General features: G+C 70.3%; 15 protein-coding genes, 1 tRNA gene and 2 pseudogenes. 13 read left to right on the top strand and 5 right to left on the bottom strand.

Going from position 1 to position 17,915, the window contains the following annotated elements:
- The first annotated feature begins 238 nt into the window (after positions 1-238).
- On the top strand, positions 239-1,987 hold the full coding sequence (gene oxc / locus OG841_RS08630; protein WP_328641978.1) for an oxalyl-CoA decarboxylase: 1,749 nt from the start codon (positions 239-241) through the stop codon (positions 1,985-1,987).
- A gap of 47 nt (positions 1,988-2,034) precedes the next feature.
- On the top strand, positions 2,035-3,291 hold the full coding sequence (gene frc, locus OG841_RS08625) for a formyl-CoA transferase (protein ID WP_328641979.1): 1,257 nt from the start codon (positions 2,035-2,037) through the stop codon (positions 3,289-3,291).
- Between the two features lie 66 nt (positions 3,292-3,357).
- Here frc and OG841_RS08620 read toward each other — a convergent pair whose 3' ends face one another.
- Positions 3,358-3,786 (bottom strand): PAS domain S-box protein, encoded by a 429-nt coding sequence (locus tag OG841_RS08620; RefSeq protein ID WP_328641980.1) that lies wholly within the window; start codon positions 3,784-3,786, stop codon positions 3,358-3,360.
- A gap of 183 nt (positions 3,787-3,969) precedes the next feature.
- Here OG841_RS08620 and OG841_RS08615 point away from each other — a divergent pair.
- From OG841_RS08615 to OG841_RS08600, 4 genes are all read left to right on the top strand, one after another.
- Positions 3,970-4,057, top strand: a tRNA-Leu gene (locus OG841_RS08615).
- A 110-nt stretch (positions 4,058-4,167) separates the two neighbouring features.
- Positions 4,168-5,280, top strand: coding sequence for a serine hydrolase domain-containing protein (locus tag OG841_RS08610; RefSeq protein ID WP_328641981.1), 1,113 nt, complete (start codon positions 4,168-4,170; stop codon positions 5,278-5,280).
- Between the two features lie 300 nt (positions 5,281-5,580).
- On the top strand, positions 5,581-7,617 hold the full coding sequence (gene fusA, locus OG841_RS08605) for an elongation factor G (protein WP_328641982.1): 2,037 nt from the start codon (positions 5,581-5,583) through the stop codon (positions 7,615-7,617).
- Positions 7,618-7,778: 161 nt separating this feature from the next.
- Positions 7,779-9,704, top strand: coding sequence for a GmrSD restriction endonuclease domain-containing protein (locus OG841_RS08600; protein WP_328641983.1), 1,926 nt, complete (start codon positions 7,779-7,781; stop codon positions 9,702-9,704).
- A 25-nt stretch (positions 9,705-9,729) separates the two neighbouring features.
- On the opposite strand, the gene OG841_RS08595 is transcribed toward OG841_RS08600, so the two are convergent.
- Complete coding sequence (locus OG841_RS08595) at positions 9,730-10,122, bottom strand: 3'-5' exonuclease (protein WP_328641984.1); 393 nt, start codon at positions 10,120-10,122, stop codon at positions 9,730-9,732.
- A gap of 42 nt (positions 10,123-10,164) precedes the next feature.
- Between OG841_RS08595 and OG841_RS08590 the strand changes: the two are divergent.
- Both OG841_RS08590 and OG841_RS08585 read left to right on the top strand, forming a co-directional pair.
- Positions 10,165-10,344: pseudogene (locus OG841_RS08590) on the top strand (hypothetical protein); the annotation flags it as partial.
- Between the two features lie 46 nt (positions 10,345-10,390).
- Positions 10,391-10,552, top strand: a complete 162-nt coding sequence (locus OG841_RS08585; protein ID WP_371571058.1) for a hypothetical protein — start codon at positions 10,391-10,393, stop codon at positions 10,550-10,552.
- Between the two features lie 90 nt (positions 10,553-10,642).
- On the opposite strand, the gene OG841_RS08580 is transcribed toward OG841_RS08585, so the two are convergent.
- Positions 10,643-11,035 carry an SCO5389 family protein gene (locus OG841_RS08580; RefSeq protein WP_328641985.1) on the bottom strand — a complete coding sequence of 131 codons (393 nt, stop codon included), beginning with the start codon at positions 11,033-11,035 and terminating at the stop codon, positions 10,643-10,645.
- Between the two features lie 45 nt (positions 11,036-11,080).
- Complete coding sequence (locus OG841_RS08575; RefSeq protein ID WP_328641986.1) at positions 11,081-12,037, bottom strand: nucleotide-binding protein; 957 nt, start codon at positions 12,035-12,037, stop codon at positions 11,081-11,083.
- Between the two features lie 116 nt (positions 12,038-12,153).
- Here OG841_RS08575 and OG841_RS08570 point away from each other — a divergent pair, with 116 nt between their 5' ends.
- The 5 genes and pseudogenes from OG841_RS08570 (at position 12,154) to OG841_RS08550 (ending at position 17,088) form a co-directional block, all read left to right on the top strand.
- Complete coding sequence (locus OG841_RS08570; RefSeq protein WP_371564291.1) at positions 12,154-12,690, top strand: GNAT family N-acetyltransferase; 537 nt, start codon at positions 12,154-12,156, stop codon at positions 12,688-12,690.
- A 7-nt stretch (positions 12,691-12,697) separates the two neighbouring features.
- Positions 12,698-14,185, top strand: coding sequence for an ABC transporter substrate-binding protein (locus OG841_RS08565; protein ID WP_371564289.1), 1,488 nt, complete (start codon positions 12,698-12,700; stop codon positions 14,183-14,185).
- A gap of 3 nt (positions 14,186-14,188) precedes the next feature.
- Entirely contained in the window at positions 14,189-15,931 is a 1,743-nt protein-coding gene (locus OG841_RS08560) for an ABC transporter permease subunit (protein WP_371564287.1), read from the top strand.
- Positions 15,928-16,161: pseudogene (locus tag OG841_RS08555) on the top strand (MFS transporter); the annotation flags it as partial. The gene OG841_RS08560 and the pseudogene OG841_RS08555, both read left to right, overlap by 4 nt.
- 477 nt (positions 16,162-16,638) lie before the next feature.
- Positions 16,639-17,088 carry a GNAT family N-acetyltransferase gene (locus OG841_RS08550; RefSeq protein WP_328643706.1) on the top strand — a complete coding sequence of 150 codons (450 nt, stop codon included), beginning with the start codon at positions 16,639-16,641 and terminating at the stop codon, positions 17,086-17,088.
- A gap of 19 nt (positions 17,089-17,107) precedes the next feature.
- On the opposite strand, the gene OG841_RS08545 is transcribed toward OG841_RS08550, so the two are convergent.
- Positions 17,108-17,905: a CDP-alcohol phosphatidyltransferase family protein gene (locus tag OG841_RS08545; protein WP_371570622.1), complete on the bottom strand. Its 798-nt coding sequence runs from the start codon at positions 17,903-17,905 to the stop codon at positions 17,108-17,110.
- Between the last annotated feature and the right edge of the window lie 10 nt (positions 17,906-17,915).

Genomic DNA, 17,915 nt, shown 5'->3' with positions numbered 1-17,915 from the left:
CAGGTCCGACGAAACATCCACTGCGAGCGTGCGGTGGCACCCGGTGCGCGTCCAATACCCGCTGGCGAACGGCCGATAACAGCTGTCTATCAACGGCAGGTGTCAAGCCCCTGACCAGCCCTCGATAGACGCCGTTTATCGGCTGGTCGCCGATGGGTCTTGGACGCGGACGAGCGCGCTGCGGATGGTGAGAGAAGTAGCCGCTCCGGCAGGACCTGCCCAAGGAGGACCTCGGACCATGACCGCCCCCTCGACACTGGAGACCGCGGCAGCAGCCGACGTTCCGACCGAGCTCACCGACGGGTACCACCTGGTCGTCGACGCGCTCAGGATGAACGACGTCGACACCATCTACGGGGTGGTCGGCATCCCGATCACCGACCTGGCCCGTCTCGCCCAGGCGCAGGGCATCCGCTACATCGGCTTCCGCCACGAGAGCAACGCCGGACACGCGGCCGCCATCGCCGGCTACCTCAACAAGAAACCCGGCGTGGCCCTCACGGTCTCGGCCCCGGGCTTCCTCAACGGCCTGGTCGCCCTGGCCAACGCGACCACCAACTGCTTCCCGATGGTCCAGATCTCCGGCTCCAGCGAGCGCCACCTCGTCGACCTCAAACAGGGCGACTACGAGGAGATGGACCAACTCGCCGCCGCGCAGCCCTTCGTGAAGGCCGCCTACCGGGTCAGCCGGGTGGAGGACATCGGCCGGGGCATCGCCCGCGCCCTGCGCACCGCGATCTCCGGGCGCCCCGGAGGTGTCTATCTCGACATCCCCGCGGCGGTGCTCGGCGCCATCATGCCCAAGGAGGAGGGCGACCGGACGCTGAGCCGTCTCGTCGACCCCGCGCCGCGCCAGCTGCCCGCTCCGGAGGCCGTGGAACGGGCGATCGAGCTCCTTGCCTCCGCCGAGCGCCCCCTGGTGGTGCTGGGCAAGGGCGCCGCGTACGCCCAGGCGGACGCCAAGGTACGGCAGTTCATCGAGTCGACCGGCATTCCGTACGTACCGATGTCGATGGCGAAGGGCCTGCTGCCCGACGACCACCCCCAGTCCGCGGCCACCGCCCGTTCGCTGGCGCTGAAGAAGGCCGACGTCGTGATGCTGATCGGCGCCCGCCTCAACTGGCTCCTTGGCCATGGCCAGGCGGGGTGGAACCCCGACGCCAAGTTCGTCCAGATCGACATCGACCCGAAGGAGATGGACAGCAACCGGCCCATCTCCGCACCCCTCGTCGGTGACATCGAGTCGGTGCTCGACGCACTTGCCGAACGCACCAAGCCCGGCCAGATCACGGCCCCTTCGGCCTGGCGCGAGGAGCTCGGGGCGCGTTCGGCGCAGAACGTCGCCAAGATGGCCAAGCGCCTGGAGGCCGACCCGCACCCGATGCAGTTCATGGGCGCGCTGAAGGCCGTACGCGACGTCGTGCGCGCGCACCCGGAGACGTACATCGTCAACGAGGGCGCCAACGCCCTGGACATCGCGCGCAATGTCATCGACATGCACGTGCCGCGACACCGCCTCGACAGCGGCACCTGGGGCGTCATGGGCATCGGCATGGGCTACGCGATCGCCGCCGCCGTCGAGAGCGGCGCCCCGGTCGTGGCCATCGAGGGCGACAGCGCCTTCGGGTTCAGCGGCATCGAGATCGAGACGATCTGCCGCTACAAGCTGCCCGTCGTCACCGTGATCATGAACAACGGCGGTGTCTACCGCGGCGACGACACCAACCCCTACGACGACGCGCCCTCGCCCACGACCCTGATGTCGGCGGCCCGCCACGACCTGCTCATCGAGGCTTTCGGTGGCAAGGGCTACCGGGCCACCACGCCCGCCGAGGTCACCGCCGCGCTCACCGAGGCCCTCGCCTCCGGCGGACCGGCGCTCATCGACTGCGTGATCGACCCCTCGGCCGGCACCGAGAGCGGCCACATCTCGCACCTCAACCCCAAGGGCATCACCGTCGGCAACATCACGCCGGCCAAGAAGTGACCGCCTAGACCTCCTAGACCGCGCAACTTCACGAAAAGGAAGCACACATGAGTGAAAAGCCGCTCGCCGGAATCAAGGTGATCGACTTCACCGGGGTCCAGGCCGGTCCCGCCTGCACGCAGATGCTCGCCTGGTTCGGCGCCGACGTCCTGAAGGTGGAGCGCCCGAACGGCGGCGATGTGACGCGCCGTCAGCTCAGGGACATCGAGGACCTGGACGCGCTCTACTTCACGATGCTCAACAGCAACAAGCGCTCCCTCGCCATCAACACCAAGACCGCCGAGGGCAAGGAGGTCCTGGAGAAGCTCATCAAGGACGCCGACGTCCTGGTGGAGAACTTCGCGCCGGGCGCCCTGGACCGCATGGGCTTCACCTGGGAGCGCATCCAGGAGCTCAACCCGCGCCTGATCTTCGGCTCGGTGAAGGGCTTCAACGACCAGTCGTCCTGGAACGACCTCAAGGTCTACGAGAACGTCGCCCAGTGCGCGGGCGGCGCCGCCTCCACCACCGGCTTCTGGGACGGTCCTCCCACCATCTCCGGCGCCGCCATCGGCGACACCAACACCGGTATGCACCTGGCGATCGGCATCCTCACCGCGATCATCGACCGGGGGAGGACCGGCCGCGGGCAGAAGGTCTCCGTCTCGATGCAGGACGCCGTGCTCAACCTCTGCCGCGTCAAGCTGCGCGACCAGCAGCGCCTGGAGCGGGTCGGCTACCTGGAGGAGTACCCGCAGTACCCGAACGGCGAGTTCACCGACGTGGTGCCGCGCGGCGGCAACGCGGGCGGCGGCGGCCAGCCCGGCTGGGTCCTCAAGTGCAAGGGCTGGGAGACCGACCCGAACGCCTACATCTACTTCACGGTCCAGGAGCAGAACTGGAAGCGCACCGCCGAGGTGATCGGCCACCCCGAGTGGGCCGAGGACCCGGAGTACGCCACCGCGCGAGCCCGTCAGTCGCACATCTTCGAGATCTTCGAGGAGATCGAGAAGTGGCTCGCGGACAAGACCAAGTACGAGGCGGTGGACGTCCTGCGGGAGTGGGAGGTGCCCTGCGCCCCGGTGATGAGCATGAAGGAGATCGCCTACGACGAGGACCTGCGCAACAGCGGCACGGTCGTCGAGGTCGAGCAGAAGGGCCGCGGCACCTATCTGACCGTCGGCAGCCCGGTGAAGTTCTCCTCCTTCAAGCCGGAGGTCGTCGGCGCCCCGCTGCTGGGCGAGCACAGCTCCGAGGTACTGGTGGAACTGGGCTACGACGAGGAGACCATCGGCCGACTGAAGGAGAGCGGGGTCATCGTCTGACGTAGAGCCGACGCGAAGCGGCCGTGGCCCCAAGGCCACGGCCCCTTCCGCGCTGTCCGGCGGGGCTCAGACCGTCGTCGTCTCGGCCCGGCGCCGCATCAGCTCCCGCTCCCGCTCGCGTCGCGCGGTGACGTCCCGGATCACCGCGCCGCAGTAGCTGCTGCCGTCGGGGCCCGCCAGCAGCACCACGCTGAACTCGATGGACAGCTTGCGGCCGTCCGCGGCCAGCGCCGGGACGTTCAGCAGATCCGCGTCCCCGTACTTGCTGGACCCCCGCTCCATGGCCGCCTCGAACCCGTCCTGGTGCCGCTTGCGGTGCCTCTCGGGAATGATGACGTCCAGGCTCCGACCGGCCACGTCGGCCGCCGGAAATCCGAAGATGCGCTCCGCGCCCCGGTTCCAGTAGCGGATCAGCCCTTCGCTGTCGATGATCACTATGCCGTCGGGTGTCTGGTCTGCCATGCCGAGCACCACCGCGGGATCCAGATCTGCCATGTCGCCTCCGAACAGGGGCCATTTGGTGGCCAACAGTATACAGAATACTGTCGTCACGGGGCCTGGCGAGGCTCCCGGAGGTACTCGGGGAGGGCGGATATGCAGGTGAAGGGCACTCCGAAAGCTTGGTATTGTTGTCCATGTCGCCGCGGGGAACACCCCCGTCAAGGCGGCAGACACCTGGTCCGGGTGGCGGAATGGCAGACGCGCTAGCTTGAGGTGCTAGTGCCCTTTATCGGGCGTGGGGGTTCAAGTCCCCCCTCGGACACCAACAACCAACCAGCAAGACCCCACTTCACGTGGGGTCTTTCGCGTTACGGCCGGACCGGCGCGCCTTAATTCGCTTGACCCGGCCCGCCCGCCAGAGGCTCAATACCCGGCATGGCCGACATCCAGGGCACGTACGACGATCTGTTCTCCGCCGTCCCCAACAAGCTGGCAGCGCTGCTGGACGAGGGGGATGTCGGCGGATCCGTGGCCGTCTTCGTGGACGGTGAACCGGTGGTGGACGTCTGGGGCGGCTTCGCCGACGCAGCCCGGACGGCCCTGTGGGAGCGGGACACGCTCACCAACGTCTTCTCCACGACCAAGACGATGACGGCACTGTGCGCCCTGATCCTCGCCGACCGCGGCGAGCTCGACGTGGACGCCCCGGTCGCCCGGTACTGGCAGGAGTTCGCCGCCGCCGGCAAGGAGAAGGTGCTGGTACGGCATCTGCTCTCGCACACCGCGGGACTGCCCCACTGGGAGGGCCCGGTCGAGGAGATCTACGACTGGACCTCCGCCACCGCCCGGCTCGCCGCCCAGCCACCGATCTGGGAGCCCGGCACCGCGGCCGGCTACCACTCGCTCACCCAGGGATTCCTGGTCGGCGAGGTCCTGCGCAGGATCACCGGCCGCACCGTGGGTGAGTTCCTGGCCGACGAGGTGACCGGCCCCCTCGACGCCGACTTCCACATCGGACTCTCCGCCGAACACGATCACCGCGTCGCCCTCACGGTCCCCCCGCCCGGTCGGGACGAGGACTACACCGCGGGCGCCGCCACCCCCGGTCCCGACGAGACACCCTCCACTGTGACCGCCCTGCGCGTCCGGGACGGAAACAGCGTGGCCTGGCGGCGTGCCCAGATCCCCGCCGCCAGCGGGTTCGGCAATGCCCGCTCCATCGCGCTCGTCCAGTCCGCGCTCGCCTGCGAAGGCACGGTCCGGGGCGTACGGCTGCTGTCGGCGGCGGGTGCCGGGCGGGCCCGGGAGGAGCAGTTCAGCGGCGAGGACCGCGTGATCGGCATGGCGCAGCGGTACGGCCTGGGCTACGGCCTCTTCGGCAACACCTTCGGCTGGGGCGGCTGGGGCGGCTCCCTCGTCATGATCGACCCCGACGCCCGCATGGTGGTGGCGTACGCGACCAACCAGATGCGCGAACCCGCCCAGGACACCCGGGGGTTGGACCTCGTCATGTCCGCCTACGACGGACTCCAGGGGCTGCTCCGCTGATCGCGGAAATCCCCGTGCGCCGAACTGGCCGGCTCCCTACACTCGCCATGACCAGGAACGACGAGTGAGGGGAGTACGGCCATGTGCGTGCGCACAGCTGTCGCCGTCCCCCGGACGTCGTACGACGTGATCCTCGTGTCCTCGACCCTCCGGTGCCCGCTGCGCGGCCGGCTCCGGACACCCGTGACGACTGTCTGAACGGTCAAGCACCGCCGTAGCACACGTATGTGACGTGCCGTCATGTCGTCGTACGGGTCATTGCGCAGCCCTGTCATCACAGCACCCGAAAGGCCATGGGCCGTGCGCACCAACAACCCCAACCCGCTCGCCGTCCGCAATCTCGGGATCCTCGCCCACGTCGACGCGGGCAAGACCACCGTCACCGAGCGGATCCTGTTCGCCACCGGAACCACGCACAAGCGTGGCGAGGTCCACGACGGCACCACCGTCACCGACTTCGACCCGCAGGAGCGGGACCGCGGCATCACCATCTTCGCCGCGGCCGTGAGCTGCGCGTGGGACGGACATCGCCTCAATCTGATCGACACCCCGGGGCACGTCGACTTCGCCGACGAGGTGGAGCGCTCGCTCAGGGTGCTGGACGGGGCGGTCGCGGTGTTCGACGCGGTCGCGGGCGTGGAGCCGCAGAGCGAATCGGTGTGGCGGCAGGCGGACCGGCACGGTGTGCCGAGGATCGCGTTCGTCAACAAGCTGGACCGCGCGGGCGCCGACCTGGACACGGCCGTCGAGTCGATCCGGCGGCGGCTGCATCCGGCCCCGCTGGTCGTGCAGTTGCCCATCGGCAGCGAGGACGGCTTCACCGGAGTCGTCGATCTGCTGAGGATGCGGGCGCTGACCTGGGCTGACGACACCAACACTGCCGACGAGGGACCCGTGCCGGACGGTCTGCGTGAGGAGGCCCTACGGCGACGTCGGCTGCTGGAGGAAGCGGTCGCCGAACGCCACCCGGCTGCCCTGGAGGAGTTCTGCGACCGGGAGACCCTCTCCGCCGGCACCCTCACCGCCGCCCTGCGGGACCTCACCCGCAGCGGCGACGGCGTGGTCGTCCTGTGCGGCTCGGCCTACCGCAACCGCGGCGTCGAACCGCTGCTGGACGCCGTCGTGGCATATCTGCCGTCGCCGCTCGACGTGCCCGCCGTACGTGGTGAGAACGGCGAGGAGCGGCCCTGCGACCCGGCGGCGCCCTTCGCGGCACTGGCGTTCAAGGTGAACGCCACCCCGACGGGACGGCTGACGTACGTACGCGTGTACTCGGGAACGATCGAGAAGGGAGCCACGGTGTGGGACGCGGGCGCGCGGCGCACCGAGCGCATCGGGCGGATCCTGCGCGTACAGGCCGACCGGCACGCCCAGTTGGAACGGGCGGTCGCCGGCGACATCATCGCCGTCGTCGGGCTGAAGTCGGCCCGCGCCGGCTCGACCCTGTGCGCGCCGGACGCCCCGCTCGTGCTCGAACCGGCTGGTGTGGCGGAGCCGGTCGTGTCGGTGGCGGTCGAGGCGGAGCGGTCCGTCGACACCGACCGGTTGGCCTCGGCGCTCGCCCGACTGGCCGAGGAGGACCCGTCGCTCGGTGTCCGCACGGACGTCGAGACCGGTCAGACCCTGCTCTCGGGCATGGGTGAACTGCATCTGGAGGTCGCTGTGGAGAAGGTGCGGCGCGAGCATGGCCTGACCCTCAACGTCGGCCGTCCGAGGGTGAGTTACCGCGAGACGGTCGGACGCGGGGTGTCCGGGTCGGTCTTCCGGCACGTCAAACAGGACGGCGGGGCGGGGCAGTTCGCGCATGTCGTGCTCGACGTGGAGCCGTCGGCCGAAGGGTTCGAGTTCCGCTCGGCCGTCGTCGGCGGGCGCGTCCCGCAGGAGTACGCCCGCGCGGTCGAGGCCGGCTGCCGGGATGCCCTGGCCGAGGGCCCTCTCGGCGGGCACCAGGTGACCGGGCTGCGGGTCACGCTCACCGACGGGTCGACCCATGTGAAGGACTCCTCGGACACGGCCTTCCGCACGGCGGGCCGGTTCGGTCTCCGGGAGGCCCTGCGCGCCTGCGCGATGGTCCTCCTGGAGCCGGTCGTCGAGGTGACGGTCACCGTCCCCGAGGACGCCGTCGGCGCGGTGCTCGGCGACCTCGCCGCACGCCGCGGCCGGGTCTCGGGCTCGGTCACGCGCGGCGGCTCGGCGGTCGTCACGGCGACCGTGCCCCTGGCCGAACTCTTCGGCTACGCGACGAGGTTGCGCAGCCGCACCCAGGGCCGCGGCACCTTCACGGCCCGTCCGACGGGCTACGCGCCGGCTCCCGCCGAGGCGGTGGCCCGGCGGTAGCCGGCCTGCGAGCCTCGGAGGCGCGGTGGGCGCGGTCACGTAACCGCGCCCACCGCGCGCCTGCTTTGTGCAGGGACCGTCGAAGAGTCCAAGCAATTCGGTGGCCCGTTCCACGAGTGGATATCGTGTCTCTCTTACAGCACTCGCAGGTTGGGGACGGCATGGGGCTGGCGAACGAGAAGATCATTTCCCAGGTGGAGGATCTGCTGAACGGCAGGGTCGTCATCCCCTCCATCCAGCGGGACTTCGTCTGGATGAGGCCCGATGTGCGCGACCTCTTCGACTCCCTTTACCGGGGGTACCCGGTAGGCGCTCTGCTGCTCTGGAAGACCAACCTGACGGTCCCCTTCAAGACCGCTGCCGTGGTCCAGGCCGCCAAGTCCACGCACCAACCCCTGTACCTGCTGGACGGCCAACAGCGGCTGACGTCCCTTGCCTGGGTCTGCCGACCGGAGTCCAAGGCGGACGGCCGTCTCATCGATCTGCGTTTCGACGTGCGCACCGAGGAGTTCGTCAATCCGAGCGCGGTCCAGCGCAAGGACCCGCTGCTGTTCCCCGTATCGACTCTGTTGCAGGAGAACACGCAGTTCTACCAAGTCCTGCTCAAGGCTGGAGTACCGCTCGACGATCCGCACTTCCACGAGTGGACACAGCGGATGCAAAAGGTGAACAACATCCGGAATCACCAGATCGCTGTGATCACCTACGAGTCCGACGACTACGAGGAGGTGGCTGAACTCTTCGCCCGGCTCAACAAGGGCGGTCGGCGGCTGTCCAAGGGTGATCTCGTGTACAGCGCCATCGCTGCCCGTTGGTCCGAAGGCCTGGACACCATGGACGCCTTCCACCAAGAGCTCCAGGACAGCAACTTCGCTCTGAACAGGGAGGCCGTGCTCCGCCTCATGAGCCTCCTGTCGGGAACCGGCGCTCATCACATCAAGCTCATCGGCGCGGACGTGGACGAAGCTGCGCTGAAGGAGGCGTGGCAGGCCACCGAGCGAGCGTTGCGCTTCGCCGTCGACTTCCTGCGGGGAGAGTGCTCGATCCCCCGTTCCGAGATCCTCTCGTCGCCGAATGTCACCATCGTGCCGGCCCTGCTGCTGCACCACCGGGACGGCAAGCTACGTGCCGGCGAAGCCCAGTTGCTGCGCCGGTGGGTGTACACAGCGATGGGCTTCAGCCACTACTCGCTCCAGGTCGAGGGCAAGCTGGACGCGGAGGCCAGGCTGATCAGGACGCGTGAAGGAGAGGGCCTGTTCACCGAACTCATCCGACGCGCCTCCGGCACCCGGTCCGTGGACAGCCCGCTTCAGGCGAGGGATCTGGAGCAGAAGTACTCCACGCATCCCTTCTTCAAGCTGCTCTACATCGCCGCGCTGCGGGGCAGGGCGCGGGACTGGGCGACCAACATCGCCATCAGTGACCAGCCGATGAACAGCGGGGCCAAGATCGAGTTCCACCACGTGTTCCCCCGCGCCCGGGTCCAGCCGGTGTACGCGAAGGAGGAGTGGAACAGTCTCGCCAACCTGGCCTTCGTCACCGGTCAGACGAACAAGATGATCTCCTCGAAGCTCCCAGCCGAGTACATGGCGGGGATTGCGGGTGAGCGCCTGGCCGAACAGTGGATTCCGGAGGATCCCGAGCTGCGGTCCCTGGAACGGTTCCCCGACTTTCTGGCCGGGCGCAGGCACTTGCTGGCTGACGTCCTCAACGAGTTGTTGGGACTTCCCTCCTACGCCGGGCAAGCCGCCCACCCGGACACCGACGAACTGCCTGCCGACGAGGAAGTGATCGCAGAGGATCCAGCCGCACCCACGCTTGTCGGAGCGGGAGTTCAAGAACTCCGCACGGAGCAGGGCGTCGAGATCCACGCGATCTACGAAGGACGGCGTGTGGATGCTTACTACGACCCGTCGTCCCGCACCCTGACGATCCCCTCCGGTCCCGGCCGAGGCGAGTACGAGACACCCAGTGGGGCGGCGGTTGCCTTGGTACGGGCCCTCAACCCGCACGTCAATCCGAACCGCAATGGATGGTCGTTCTGGACCGTTACGGCCACCGGGCAACTCTTGCAGAGCATTCGGTAAGTGGTCGCCCGGCGGGCCCGCCGCTTCACACACCCGCCTCTGTCAGGAACGGGCTCGGATTCCCGGACCAGGACACGTACAGACTGTCGCGGGCCCTCGTGCAGGCCACGAACAGCAGGCAGCGCTCGGACATCATGTTCGCCTCGTGCTGCTGGGGGTCCATGTCGGCAGGCGTGACCGGTTTCAGGAACGGCAGTGCGTCCCCGTTGACGCCGACGACAGCGACGCAGCGGAACTCCAGAACTTTGAACGAGTGCATGGTCCCGACCCGGACGGCTTCCGCTTCGCCCGCGGTGCCGACGGCACACAGCGGTATGGAGGGGAGGCCGGCAGCCTTCAGGTGGGCCACCGTCTTCACACATGACTTCTTGAACCGGGCGCTGACTCCTATCTCTCCGGCGCCCACGCCCGCATCCATCCACGCCCGCACCTGGGTGACGAGAGCATCGAGTTCAGCCTCATGGACGCCCGAGGCCGCACCGACCGGAGCTCGGCCGCGCAGGGACAGCACATCCGTGCCTTCCCCATCGAGGAGTACGGCGAGGTGGTCAGCCGCCTGGTCGGAATCATCGGGACGACCGAGCTGACCATCGGCCGAGCGCGTCGGCGGACGGTCCAGATCGCCGGTACCGACTCGCTGAAGATCCATCTGGGATCAGAACCCGCGGACCTCCTCCAGGACCTCCGTGGGATCCGGGACAGCCGGAGTGCCGACGGACATGGGGCCGCGCGGGACGATTCCGCTCAGCCCCCGCCCCGCCGTCCGCCACCGCCTCGCGTTGGTGGACGACGGGGGCGGGTCGGAGATCGTGGCCCACCCGTTCCCGACGTCCGCTCGCCTGCTGTGATCCTCGGCCACGGTTGCGAAGACCGGCCGCGTCCACTCGACCCCACGGGCGTCGAGTGGGCGCGAGCATGGCAGTCCGCTCGCGGGGTTCTCAGCAGTCCCTGAACTCCGGCGACTGGTTCAGCACCTGCGAGCGCACCGACGTGAAGCGGGCGTATGCCTCGCTGTCCAGGGACTCGGGGCGGAACGCCGCCACCCGGTGGCAGTTCTGGAAGGCCAGGGCCACGCCGAAGTGGCGTTCCAGGCTGCCGCGGATGGCGTCGCTGGCGAGGGCGCGCAGGAGTTGGCCGCGTTCCCGCTCGGACGGGGGAGGGGTCTGGTTGTCGGTGAACTCCACCGTGCCGTCGCGCAGTTCAGTGGCCAGGGAGGCGATCAGGTCGTAGGCGTAGGGGAGGGACGTGCGGACCGTGGCCACGAAGTCCTCCTCGCGGATGTCGCCCTGTTCGGCTTCGGCGAGGAGCTTGGGGGAGACGTCGAGAGACATGTGAGGGGGGTTCCTGTCCTGTTGTCGTGATCTGAAAGGAGGGGGTCAGCCGAGGGAGGCGGGACCCGGTACGAAGCCCGGGTCCACCTGGGCCGCGAGATCGAGGCCGGTCGCCTCGTTCGCCCAGGAGCGGGCGTTGCGCAAGTGGAACTCGACCGCGTGGTGGTGGAGCGCCGACCAGTCGCGGGGGTGGGAGTCGACGGCCTCGCGCAGGATCGTCAGGGCGTGCCGGTTGTGGGGCTCCAGACTGCCCAAGTCACCTGCATTCCGGCCCTGTTCGGCGGCGCGAACCCAGGACGAGTGGACCAGGTGGGTCAACAGGTCGTCGCCGACATGTTCCTTGAGGAAGAGGAGGTCGTCCTCGCCGGTCACCTTGTTGCCGATCACGGCGATCCGGACCCCGAACTCCCGTGCGTGGTCCCGGTACTGGCGGTAGACCGAGACGCCCTTGCGGGTGGGTTCGGCCACCAGGAAGGTCAGGTCGAAGCGGGTGAACAGGCCCGAGGCGAACGCGTCCGCGCCGGCCGTCATGTCGACGACGACGTACTCGCCGGGGCCGTCGACCAGGTGGTTGAGGTACAGCTCCACCCCGCCCAGCTTGGAGTGGTAGCAGGCCACGCCGAGATCGCTCTCGTCGAACTCGCCCGTCACCATCAGCGGGACGTCACCCACCCGCCGGACGTGTCTGGCGTGCAGTTCGTCATCGCCCAGCAGCCGAAGCAGACGTGAGCCGCGGCCCGGCGGGGTCGTCTTGATCATCGCCTCGCGGGAGGCGATGCGCGGGTTGGCGCCGCGCAGGTAGTCCTTGATGTCGGCCATGTGCGCGCCCAGCGGAGGGGCACCCAGGTCGTCGCCGTCGTGGCCCAGCGCCTCGGCGAGATGCTGGTTGATGTCGCCGTCCACGGCCAGCACCGGTGCGCCGGAACGGGCCAGTTGGCGGGAGAAGAGCGCCGACAGGGTGGTCTTGCCGCTGCCGCCCTTGCCGACGAACGCGATACGCACTACCGCTCCACCTTTTTGAAAATGGATGTCATGTTGGTAGGTTCTATGGCGTCCATTCGATCACTGTCAAATCGCCCCGCGATCAAGCTGGAAGGCTTAATGCATAAGATGTGCAAGTGCATAACTACAGCATCAGGGCCGCGTGCCCGGACGACCTCGGAGGTGCGCGAGCCGTGATGCTCGACACCGTCTACCGCGACTTCGGAACCGGGTACGTGCCGCGCTGGCACGGCGACATCATCGACCCGGCCGCCGCCTATCTCGTCCCGGCCCGCCACACCCTCCTTGTCGCCCTCGCCCCGCAGGACGGGACCGTCGTGGCCACCGCCGCCCTCGACTCCCGCGGCCCCGCCCACCCGCCGAACCCGCGCGAGCTGGCCGAGCGCTACCCCTCCGGCGAGACCGCCCAGCTGCGCCGGATCTACGTCCGCCCCGAGCACCGCAGGCGCGGCCTCGCGCGCCGCCTGGTCGACGAGCTGCTCGCCTTCGCGACCGCCGACGGCGGCTACCGCTCCGTGTATCTGCACACCGACCCCGCGGTCCCGGGCGCCGAACCCTTCTGGCGCACGCTCGGCAAGGTCGTCCACGACGAACGCGAGACCACGGGCGGCGCGAGCGGCGTCGTCCACTTCGAGATACCGATGGGGCGATAGGACAACCATGCGACGCCGTCACCTGCTTGGCTCCCTGCTGCTCGCCCCCGTCCTCACCGCCTGTTTCGCCTCCGCGGGTTCTGAAGGCTCCGACGGCGGCGCCCCCGGAGGCGACGGCTCCCGCCTCCGCGTCGCCCTCGCCTTCCCGCCCGCCGAGAACCTCTCGCCGTACGGTGCCGACGCCACCCTCCTCAGCCGCCTCGGTGTCACCGAGGGCCTGACCGCCCTCGACGCCAACGGCGCCGCCGCTCCCGCGCTCGCCGAGTCCTGGCGCCGTGAGAACGACCGCACCTGGCTGTTCACCCTGCGCGAGGCCACCTTCCAGGACGGTTCCGAGGTCACCCCGGCCGCGGTCGCCGCCGCACTCACCCACGCCACCGAGGCCAAGCCCGCCCCGGCCGCCCTCTCCGGCGTCACCCTCGCGGTCACGACGCAGAGCACCGCCGTACGGATCACCACCACGAACCCCGACCCCGTCCTGCCCCTGCGCCTGTCCAGCCCCAGCCTCGGCGTGCTCTCCCCGAAGGCATACAAGGACGGCGCCGACCCGGTCGGCACCGCGACCGGCCCCTTCGAGCTCACCAAGGTCAACGGCTCCACCTCCGCCGCCCTCGACCGCTTCGACGACTACTGGGGCGGCCGCGCCCAGGCCTCCGGCATCGACGCCCGCTTCATCGCCGACGGCACCGCCCGCGCCAACGCCGTGCGCACCGGCCAGGTCGACATCGCCGAGGCGATTCCCGTCGCCCAGGCCGCCACCCTCGACCAGGCCACCCTCGAGCGGACCGCGACCACCCGCACCACGAGCCTGCAACTCAACACCCGGTCGGGCCCGTTCAAGGACCCGAAGCTGCGCGCCGCCGCCCGCGAGGCCGTCGACAGCTCCGCCGTCGTCAAGGGCGTGTTCGAGGGGTACGCCGATCCCGGCGCCGGCCTCTACGGACCGGCCGTGACCTGGGCCGAGGGCAAACGCGTACAGCCCACCGGACGCGCGAGGGCCGCCAAGCCGAACGGCACCGCCGTCACCCTCGCCACCTACGACAACCGGCCCGAGCTCCCCGAGGTCGCCCAGGTCCTCCAACAGCAGCTCCAGAAGGCCGGGTTCAAGGTCACCCTGGAGGTGCGCGAGTACTCACGTCTCGAAAGCGACGCGCTCGACGGGAAGTTCGACGCGTTCATCGGCGCCCGCAACAGCCTCGTCGACACCGGCGACCCCGTCGGCGTCCTCGCGAGCGACTACACCTGCGCCGGCGGCTACAACCTCGCCCGCCTGTGCGACAAGAAGGCCGACCGGGCGGTCGCCGAGGCCGACGCCGTGGCCGACACCGGTGAACGCCAGGACGCCGCCATGCGCGCCGAAGCGGCGATCCTCGGCACCGACGCCGTGGTCCCGCTGGCCCACCAGGAGATCATCGTCGGCGTCGCCACCGACGTGCGGGGTGTGCTCCTCGACCCGTACGAGCGGACGCTGGTCGGCACCGGAACGCGACGCTGATCCATGCGGCACCGAACGGCCACCCTGCTGTGGCGGGTCCTGCTCGGGGCCGCCCTCGTCTGCGGGATCGGCCTGCTGCCCTGGCTGTCCCGCACCGACCCGGCGCTCACCGTGCTCAAGGCCCGCTCGGCGGACCGCGACCCGACGCCGCGGGTGCTGGCCGATATCCGGGCCCAACTCGGCCTGGAAGAAGGCCCCTTGCACCTGCTCGGTCAATGGCTCGGCGGCCTGCCCCGCGGGGACGCCGGCCGGTCCTGGCTGAACGGCACGGAGGTCACCCCGAGCGTCGTCCAGGCTCTCGGGGCGACCCTGCTACTGGTCACGGTGGCGCTCGTGATCGCCGCCGCCACCGCCGCCCTGGTGTGCGCCCGCACGCTGTGGCTCGGCGCGCACCGACGCCTCGACGAGGGACGGGCCCAGGGCAGCGCCTCGGCGATGCTTGCCGCACTGCCCGAGTTCCTCACCGCCTCCGTGCTGGCCACCGTCGTCGGCGTGCAACTCGGCTGGCTGCCCGCCCTCGGCTGGTACGGACCCCGCTGGACGGTCCTGCCCGCCCTCGCCCTCGGCCTGCCCGCCGGGGCCGTGCTCGGGCGCCTCCTCGACGACCTGCTGCCCGGTGCCTTCGCCGAACCCTGGGCGCAGGCCGCGGAGGCCCGCGGCCTGCCGGGCCGAAGCCTTGCCGCCAAGGCGGTCCGCCGCTGTGTCCCCGCCCTGCTGCCCAACCTGGGCCTGTTCGTCGTGGGCCTCACGGCCGGTTCCGTCGCCGTGGAGCAGATCTACGACATCCCGGGCCTCGGCCGCACCACCCTGCAGGCCGCCCTCGCACAGGACCTGCCCGTACTCCAGGCGGGCACCCTCGCCCTCCTGCTCCTCGCCGTCACCGCCACCGGCCTCGCGGCACTCGCCGTCCGCCGCCTGACCGGTCCGGCCCTGCGCGACGGCGCCCTGAATTCCCTGCACCGGCCGCGACGGTCCGACCGCAGCGCCCTGCCTCTCGTGTACGGCGGCCTCCTGATCGCCGTCATCGCGCTCGGCCTGCTCCGCGACCCGCTCGCCCTGGACCCCGGCGGCCGACTCCAATCCCCCTCCTGGGCGCACCCGTTCGGCACCGACGCGCTGGGCCGGGACCTGCTCGCCCGGGTCGGTCACGGTGCCCTCGACACCCTGCTGGTCGCCCTCGTCATCAGTGCCACCGCACTGGTCGTCGGCGTCCTGCTCGGCCTGCTGCCCCGGCTGTCCGGGCCGCTCGTCGACACCGTCAACGCCGTACCGCCGGTGCTCGCCGCGCTGCTCGTGACCGCCGTCGCCGGGAGCGGCACCGCCACGCCCGCGATCGCCGTGACCACCGTCTCCTGGGCGGCGCTCGCCACGCACACCTCCTCGCTGCTCCGCCAGGAACAGGCCACCCCGCATCTGACGGCCACCCGAGGTCTGGGCGCGAGCCGCTGGTACCTCCTGCGACACGAAGTGCTGCCCGCGATCCTGCCGCCCGTCACCCGACACGCCCTGCTGCGCCTGCCCGGTGTCGCCCTGGCCCTCGCCTCCCTCGGCTTCCTCGGCCTGGGCGCCCAGCCGCCCTCCCCGGAGTGGGGCCTGCTCCTCGCCGAGAACCAGCCCTACGCCGAACGTGCGCCCTGGGCCGTCCTCGCCCCCGCCGCCGCCCTCGCCCTGCTGGGCGCGCTGGCGGTGAGTGCGGCGGGCGGGGTGCGGTGGCCGCGACGGCGCGCGCGGGAGGAGGCCGGATGACGTCCACGCCGGTCGATCTGCGGAGGACAGTCCAGCTTTCCCCGCTGCTACGGCTGCTGATGGTCACCCAACTCGCCTTCAACATCGGCTTCTTCGCCGTGCTGCCCTTTCTGTCCGAGCACCTGGGGCAGGCCGTCGGCATGGCCGGCTGGCTGGTCGGGTTCGTGCTGGGACTGAGGACCTTCAGTCAGCAGGGGCTGTTCGTGGTGGGCGGGGCGCTTCCTGCTCGGCAGCTCCGTCACCGGCTCACTGCTGACCGCCGGACTGCCGACCGCGGTGCCGTGGCTGGTGCCGGCAGCGGTACCGGTCGCGGCGATCGGGTTGTGGCCGCGGCGGTAGGACCCTGCGGCAGGGGCGAGGCGCTCTGGCTCTGGTCGGGCCGGCCGTTGCGCGGGGTCGGCCCCGACACGGAGGGAGGACCGGCCGGGCACGGTTTCGGTCGCGGCGATCGGGTTGTGGCCGCGGCGGTAGGACCCTGTGACAGGGGCGAGGCGGTCGGGCTCGCCGTTCTGCGGGTGCCGGTCCTGGCGCGGGGCGAGGACCCGTCGGGGACAGTACGCAGGTCAGGAAACCGTTGCGGGTCAGGTAACCCGGCCGGGAACCCAGCGGACCGCTCTCGCGCCTGGCCGCGAACCCGCTGGACGGCTCCGTCGGCGTGGCCGCTCGATCCGCCGTCACGAGGAGCTCTCGGCGATAGGGTCCACCCCATGGAGACTCAGGACATCCGGGTGGAGATCGCCCGGGACGCGGATCAGGAGCTTGTCGACGCCTTTGGGCGGATGCTGCCGCAGCTGTCCTCGACGGCCGAGGCGCTCGACCTCGCGGCGCTCGACCGCATCCTGGCCTGTGACACCAACACCATGCTGATCGCCAGGTCGTCGGCGGGGTCGGTCGTCGGCACGCTCACCCTGGTCATGTTCCCCGCGCCCGCGGGACTGCGGGCCCGTATCGAGGACGTGATCGTCGATCACGCGGCACGCGGCCAGGGCATCGCCGGACTGCTGATCAGGGAGGCCATCCGGCTCGCCCGGGAGGCCGGGGCCCGTACCGTCGATCTGACCTCCCGCCCGGACCGGGCGGCGGCCAACCGGCTGTACGAGCGGCAGGGCTTCCGGCAGCGGGAGTCGATGGTGTACCGGGTGCCGCTCAAAAGCTGACCTTCGAGCCGGCAGGGCTTCAGGAGGCCACCGCCTCCGGCTCCCGTTCCCGCTCCACCGCCGCGAACTCCAACGCCAGCAACTCGCCCACCGCCGCCTGGTCCGCCCGGTGCGTGCGCCACAGCCACAGGATGTCCCGGCCGAACGACCAGACCAGCGTCCCCAGAGCGACGGCCACGACCCCGAAGGTCGCCGCGTACGGCAGGTACCCGGACGCGGCCACGAGCAGCAGGATCCCCTGGAGTGCGGCCACCGTCTTGCGGGCCATGCTCGGCGGCAGGGGGGCGTTCAGCCAGTTCCAGACACGGGCCGCGGCGACGAAGCCGTAGCGCATGGCGCCGATCAGCAGGACCCACGGACCCTGCGACATCGAGACGTACACACTGAGCACCAGGATCAGGAACGCGTCGACCTCCATGTCGAAGCGCGCGCCCAGCGGGGTCGAGGTGCCCGTGGCGCGGGCGACCTTGCCGTCGACGCCGTCGAGGATCAGGGCCACCGCGGTCAGGCCCACGAACAGCGTCACCGGCGGGGAGTCCTGGAAGGAGTCCGCGACCAGCGCGGTCACTCCGCCGACGAGGGTCGCCCGGCCGAGGGTCACGCGGTTGGCCGGTCCGAAGGAGCGAGGCCGGGTGCGGTGCAACGCCCTGGAGAGCACGGCCCAGGTGGCGACGGCGAAGGCGAGGCCGGTCAGCCAGCCCGCGGGCCCCATGCCTATCGCCGTGCCGAGCAGGGCCAGCAACAGGATCTGCAGACCCGCTCCCACAGCGGTCTCCTGCTGGACCAGCCTTGCTTCGTAAGTGTTGTTCAGGGCCACCGCACATTCC

The organism is Streptomyces canus (assembly GCF_041435015.1).
Lineage (GTDB): Bacteria > Actinomycetota > Actinomycetes > Streptomycetales > Streptomycetaceae > Streptomyces > Streptomyces canus_G.
The sequence above is the reverse complement of the archived record's forward strand: the minus strand, read 5'-3'. Positions and strand labels throughout refer to the sequence as shown.

Excerpts from the sequence above, each read along its gene's own strand:
- oxc (WP_328641978.1), top strand. The coding sequence starts at position 239 with ATGACCGCCCCCTCGACACTGGAGACCGCGGCAGCAGCCGACGTTCCG.
- frc (WP_328641979.1), top strand. The coding sequence starts at position 2,035 with ATGAGTGAAAAGCCGCTCGCCGGAATCAAGGTGATCGACTTCACCGGG.
- OG841_RS08620 (WP_328641980.1), bottom strand. The coding sequence starts at position 3,786 with ATGGCAGATCTGGATCCCGCGGTGGTGCTCGGCATGGCAGACCAGACA.
- OG841_RS08610 (WP_328641981.1), top strand. The coding sequence starts at position 4,168 with ATGGCCGACATCCAGGGCACGTACGACGATCTGTTCTCCGCCGTCCCC.
- OG841_RS08600 (WP_328641983.1), top strand. The coding sequence starts at position 7,779 with ATGGGGCTGGCGAACGAGAAGATCATTTCCCAGGTGGAGGATCTGCTG.
- OG841_RS08595 (WP_328641984.1), bottom strand. The coding sequence starts at position 10,122 with ATGGATGCGGGCGTGGGCGCCGGAGAGATAGGAGTCAGCGCCCGGTTC.
- OG841_RS08580 (WP_328641985.1), bottom strand. The coding sequence starts at position 11,035 with ATGTCTCTCGACGTCTCCCCCAAGCTCCTCGCCGAAGCCGAACAGGGC.
- OG841_RS08565 (WP_371564289.1), top strand. The coding sequence starts at position 12,698 with ATGCGACGCCGTCACCTGCTTGGCTCCCTGCTGCTCGCCCCCGTCCTC.
- OG841_RS08560 (WP_371564287.1), top strand. The coding sequence starts at position 14,189 with ATGCGGCACCGAACGGCCACCCTGCTGTGGCGGGTCCTGCTCGGGGCC.
- OG841_RS08550 (WP_328643706.1), top strand. The coding sequence starts at position 16,639 with ATGGAGACTCAGGACATCCGGGTGGAGATCGCCCGGGACGCGGATCAG.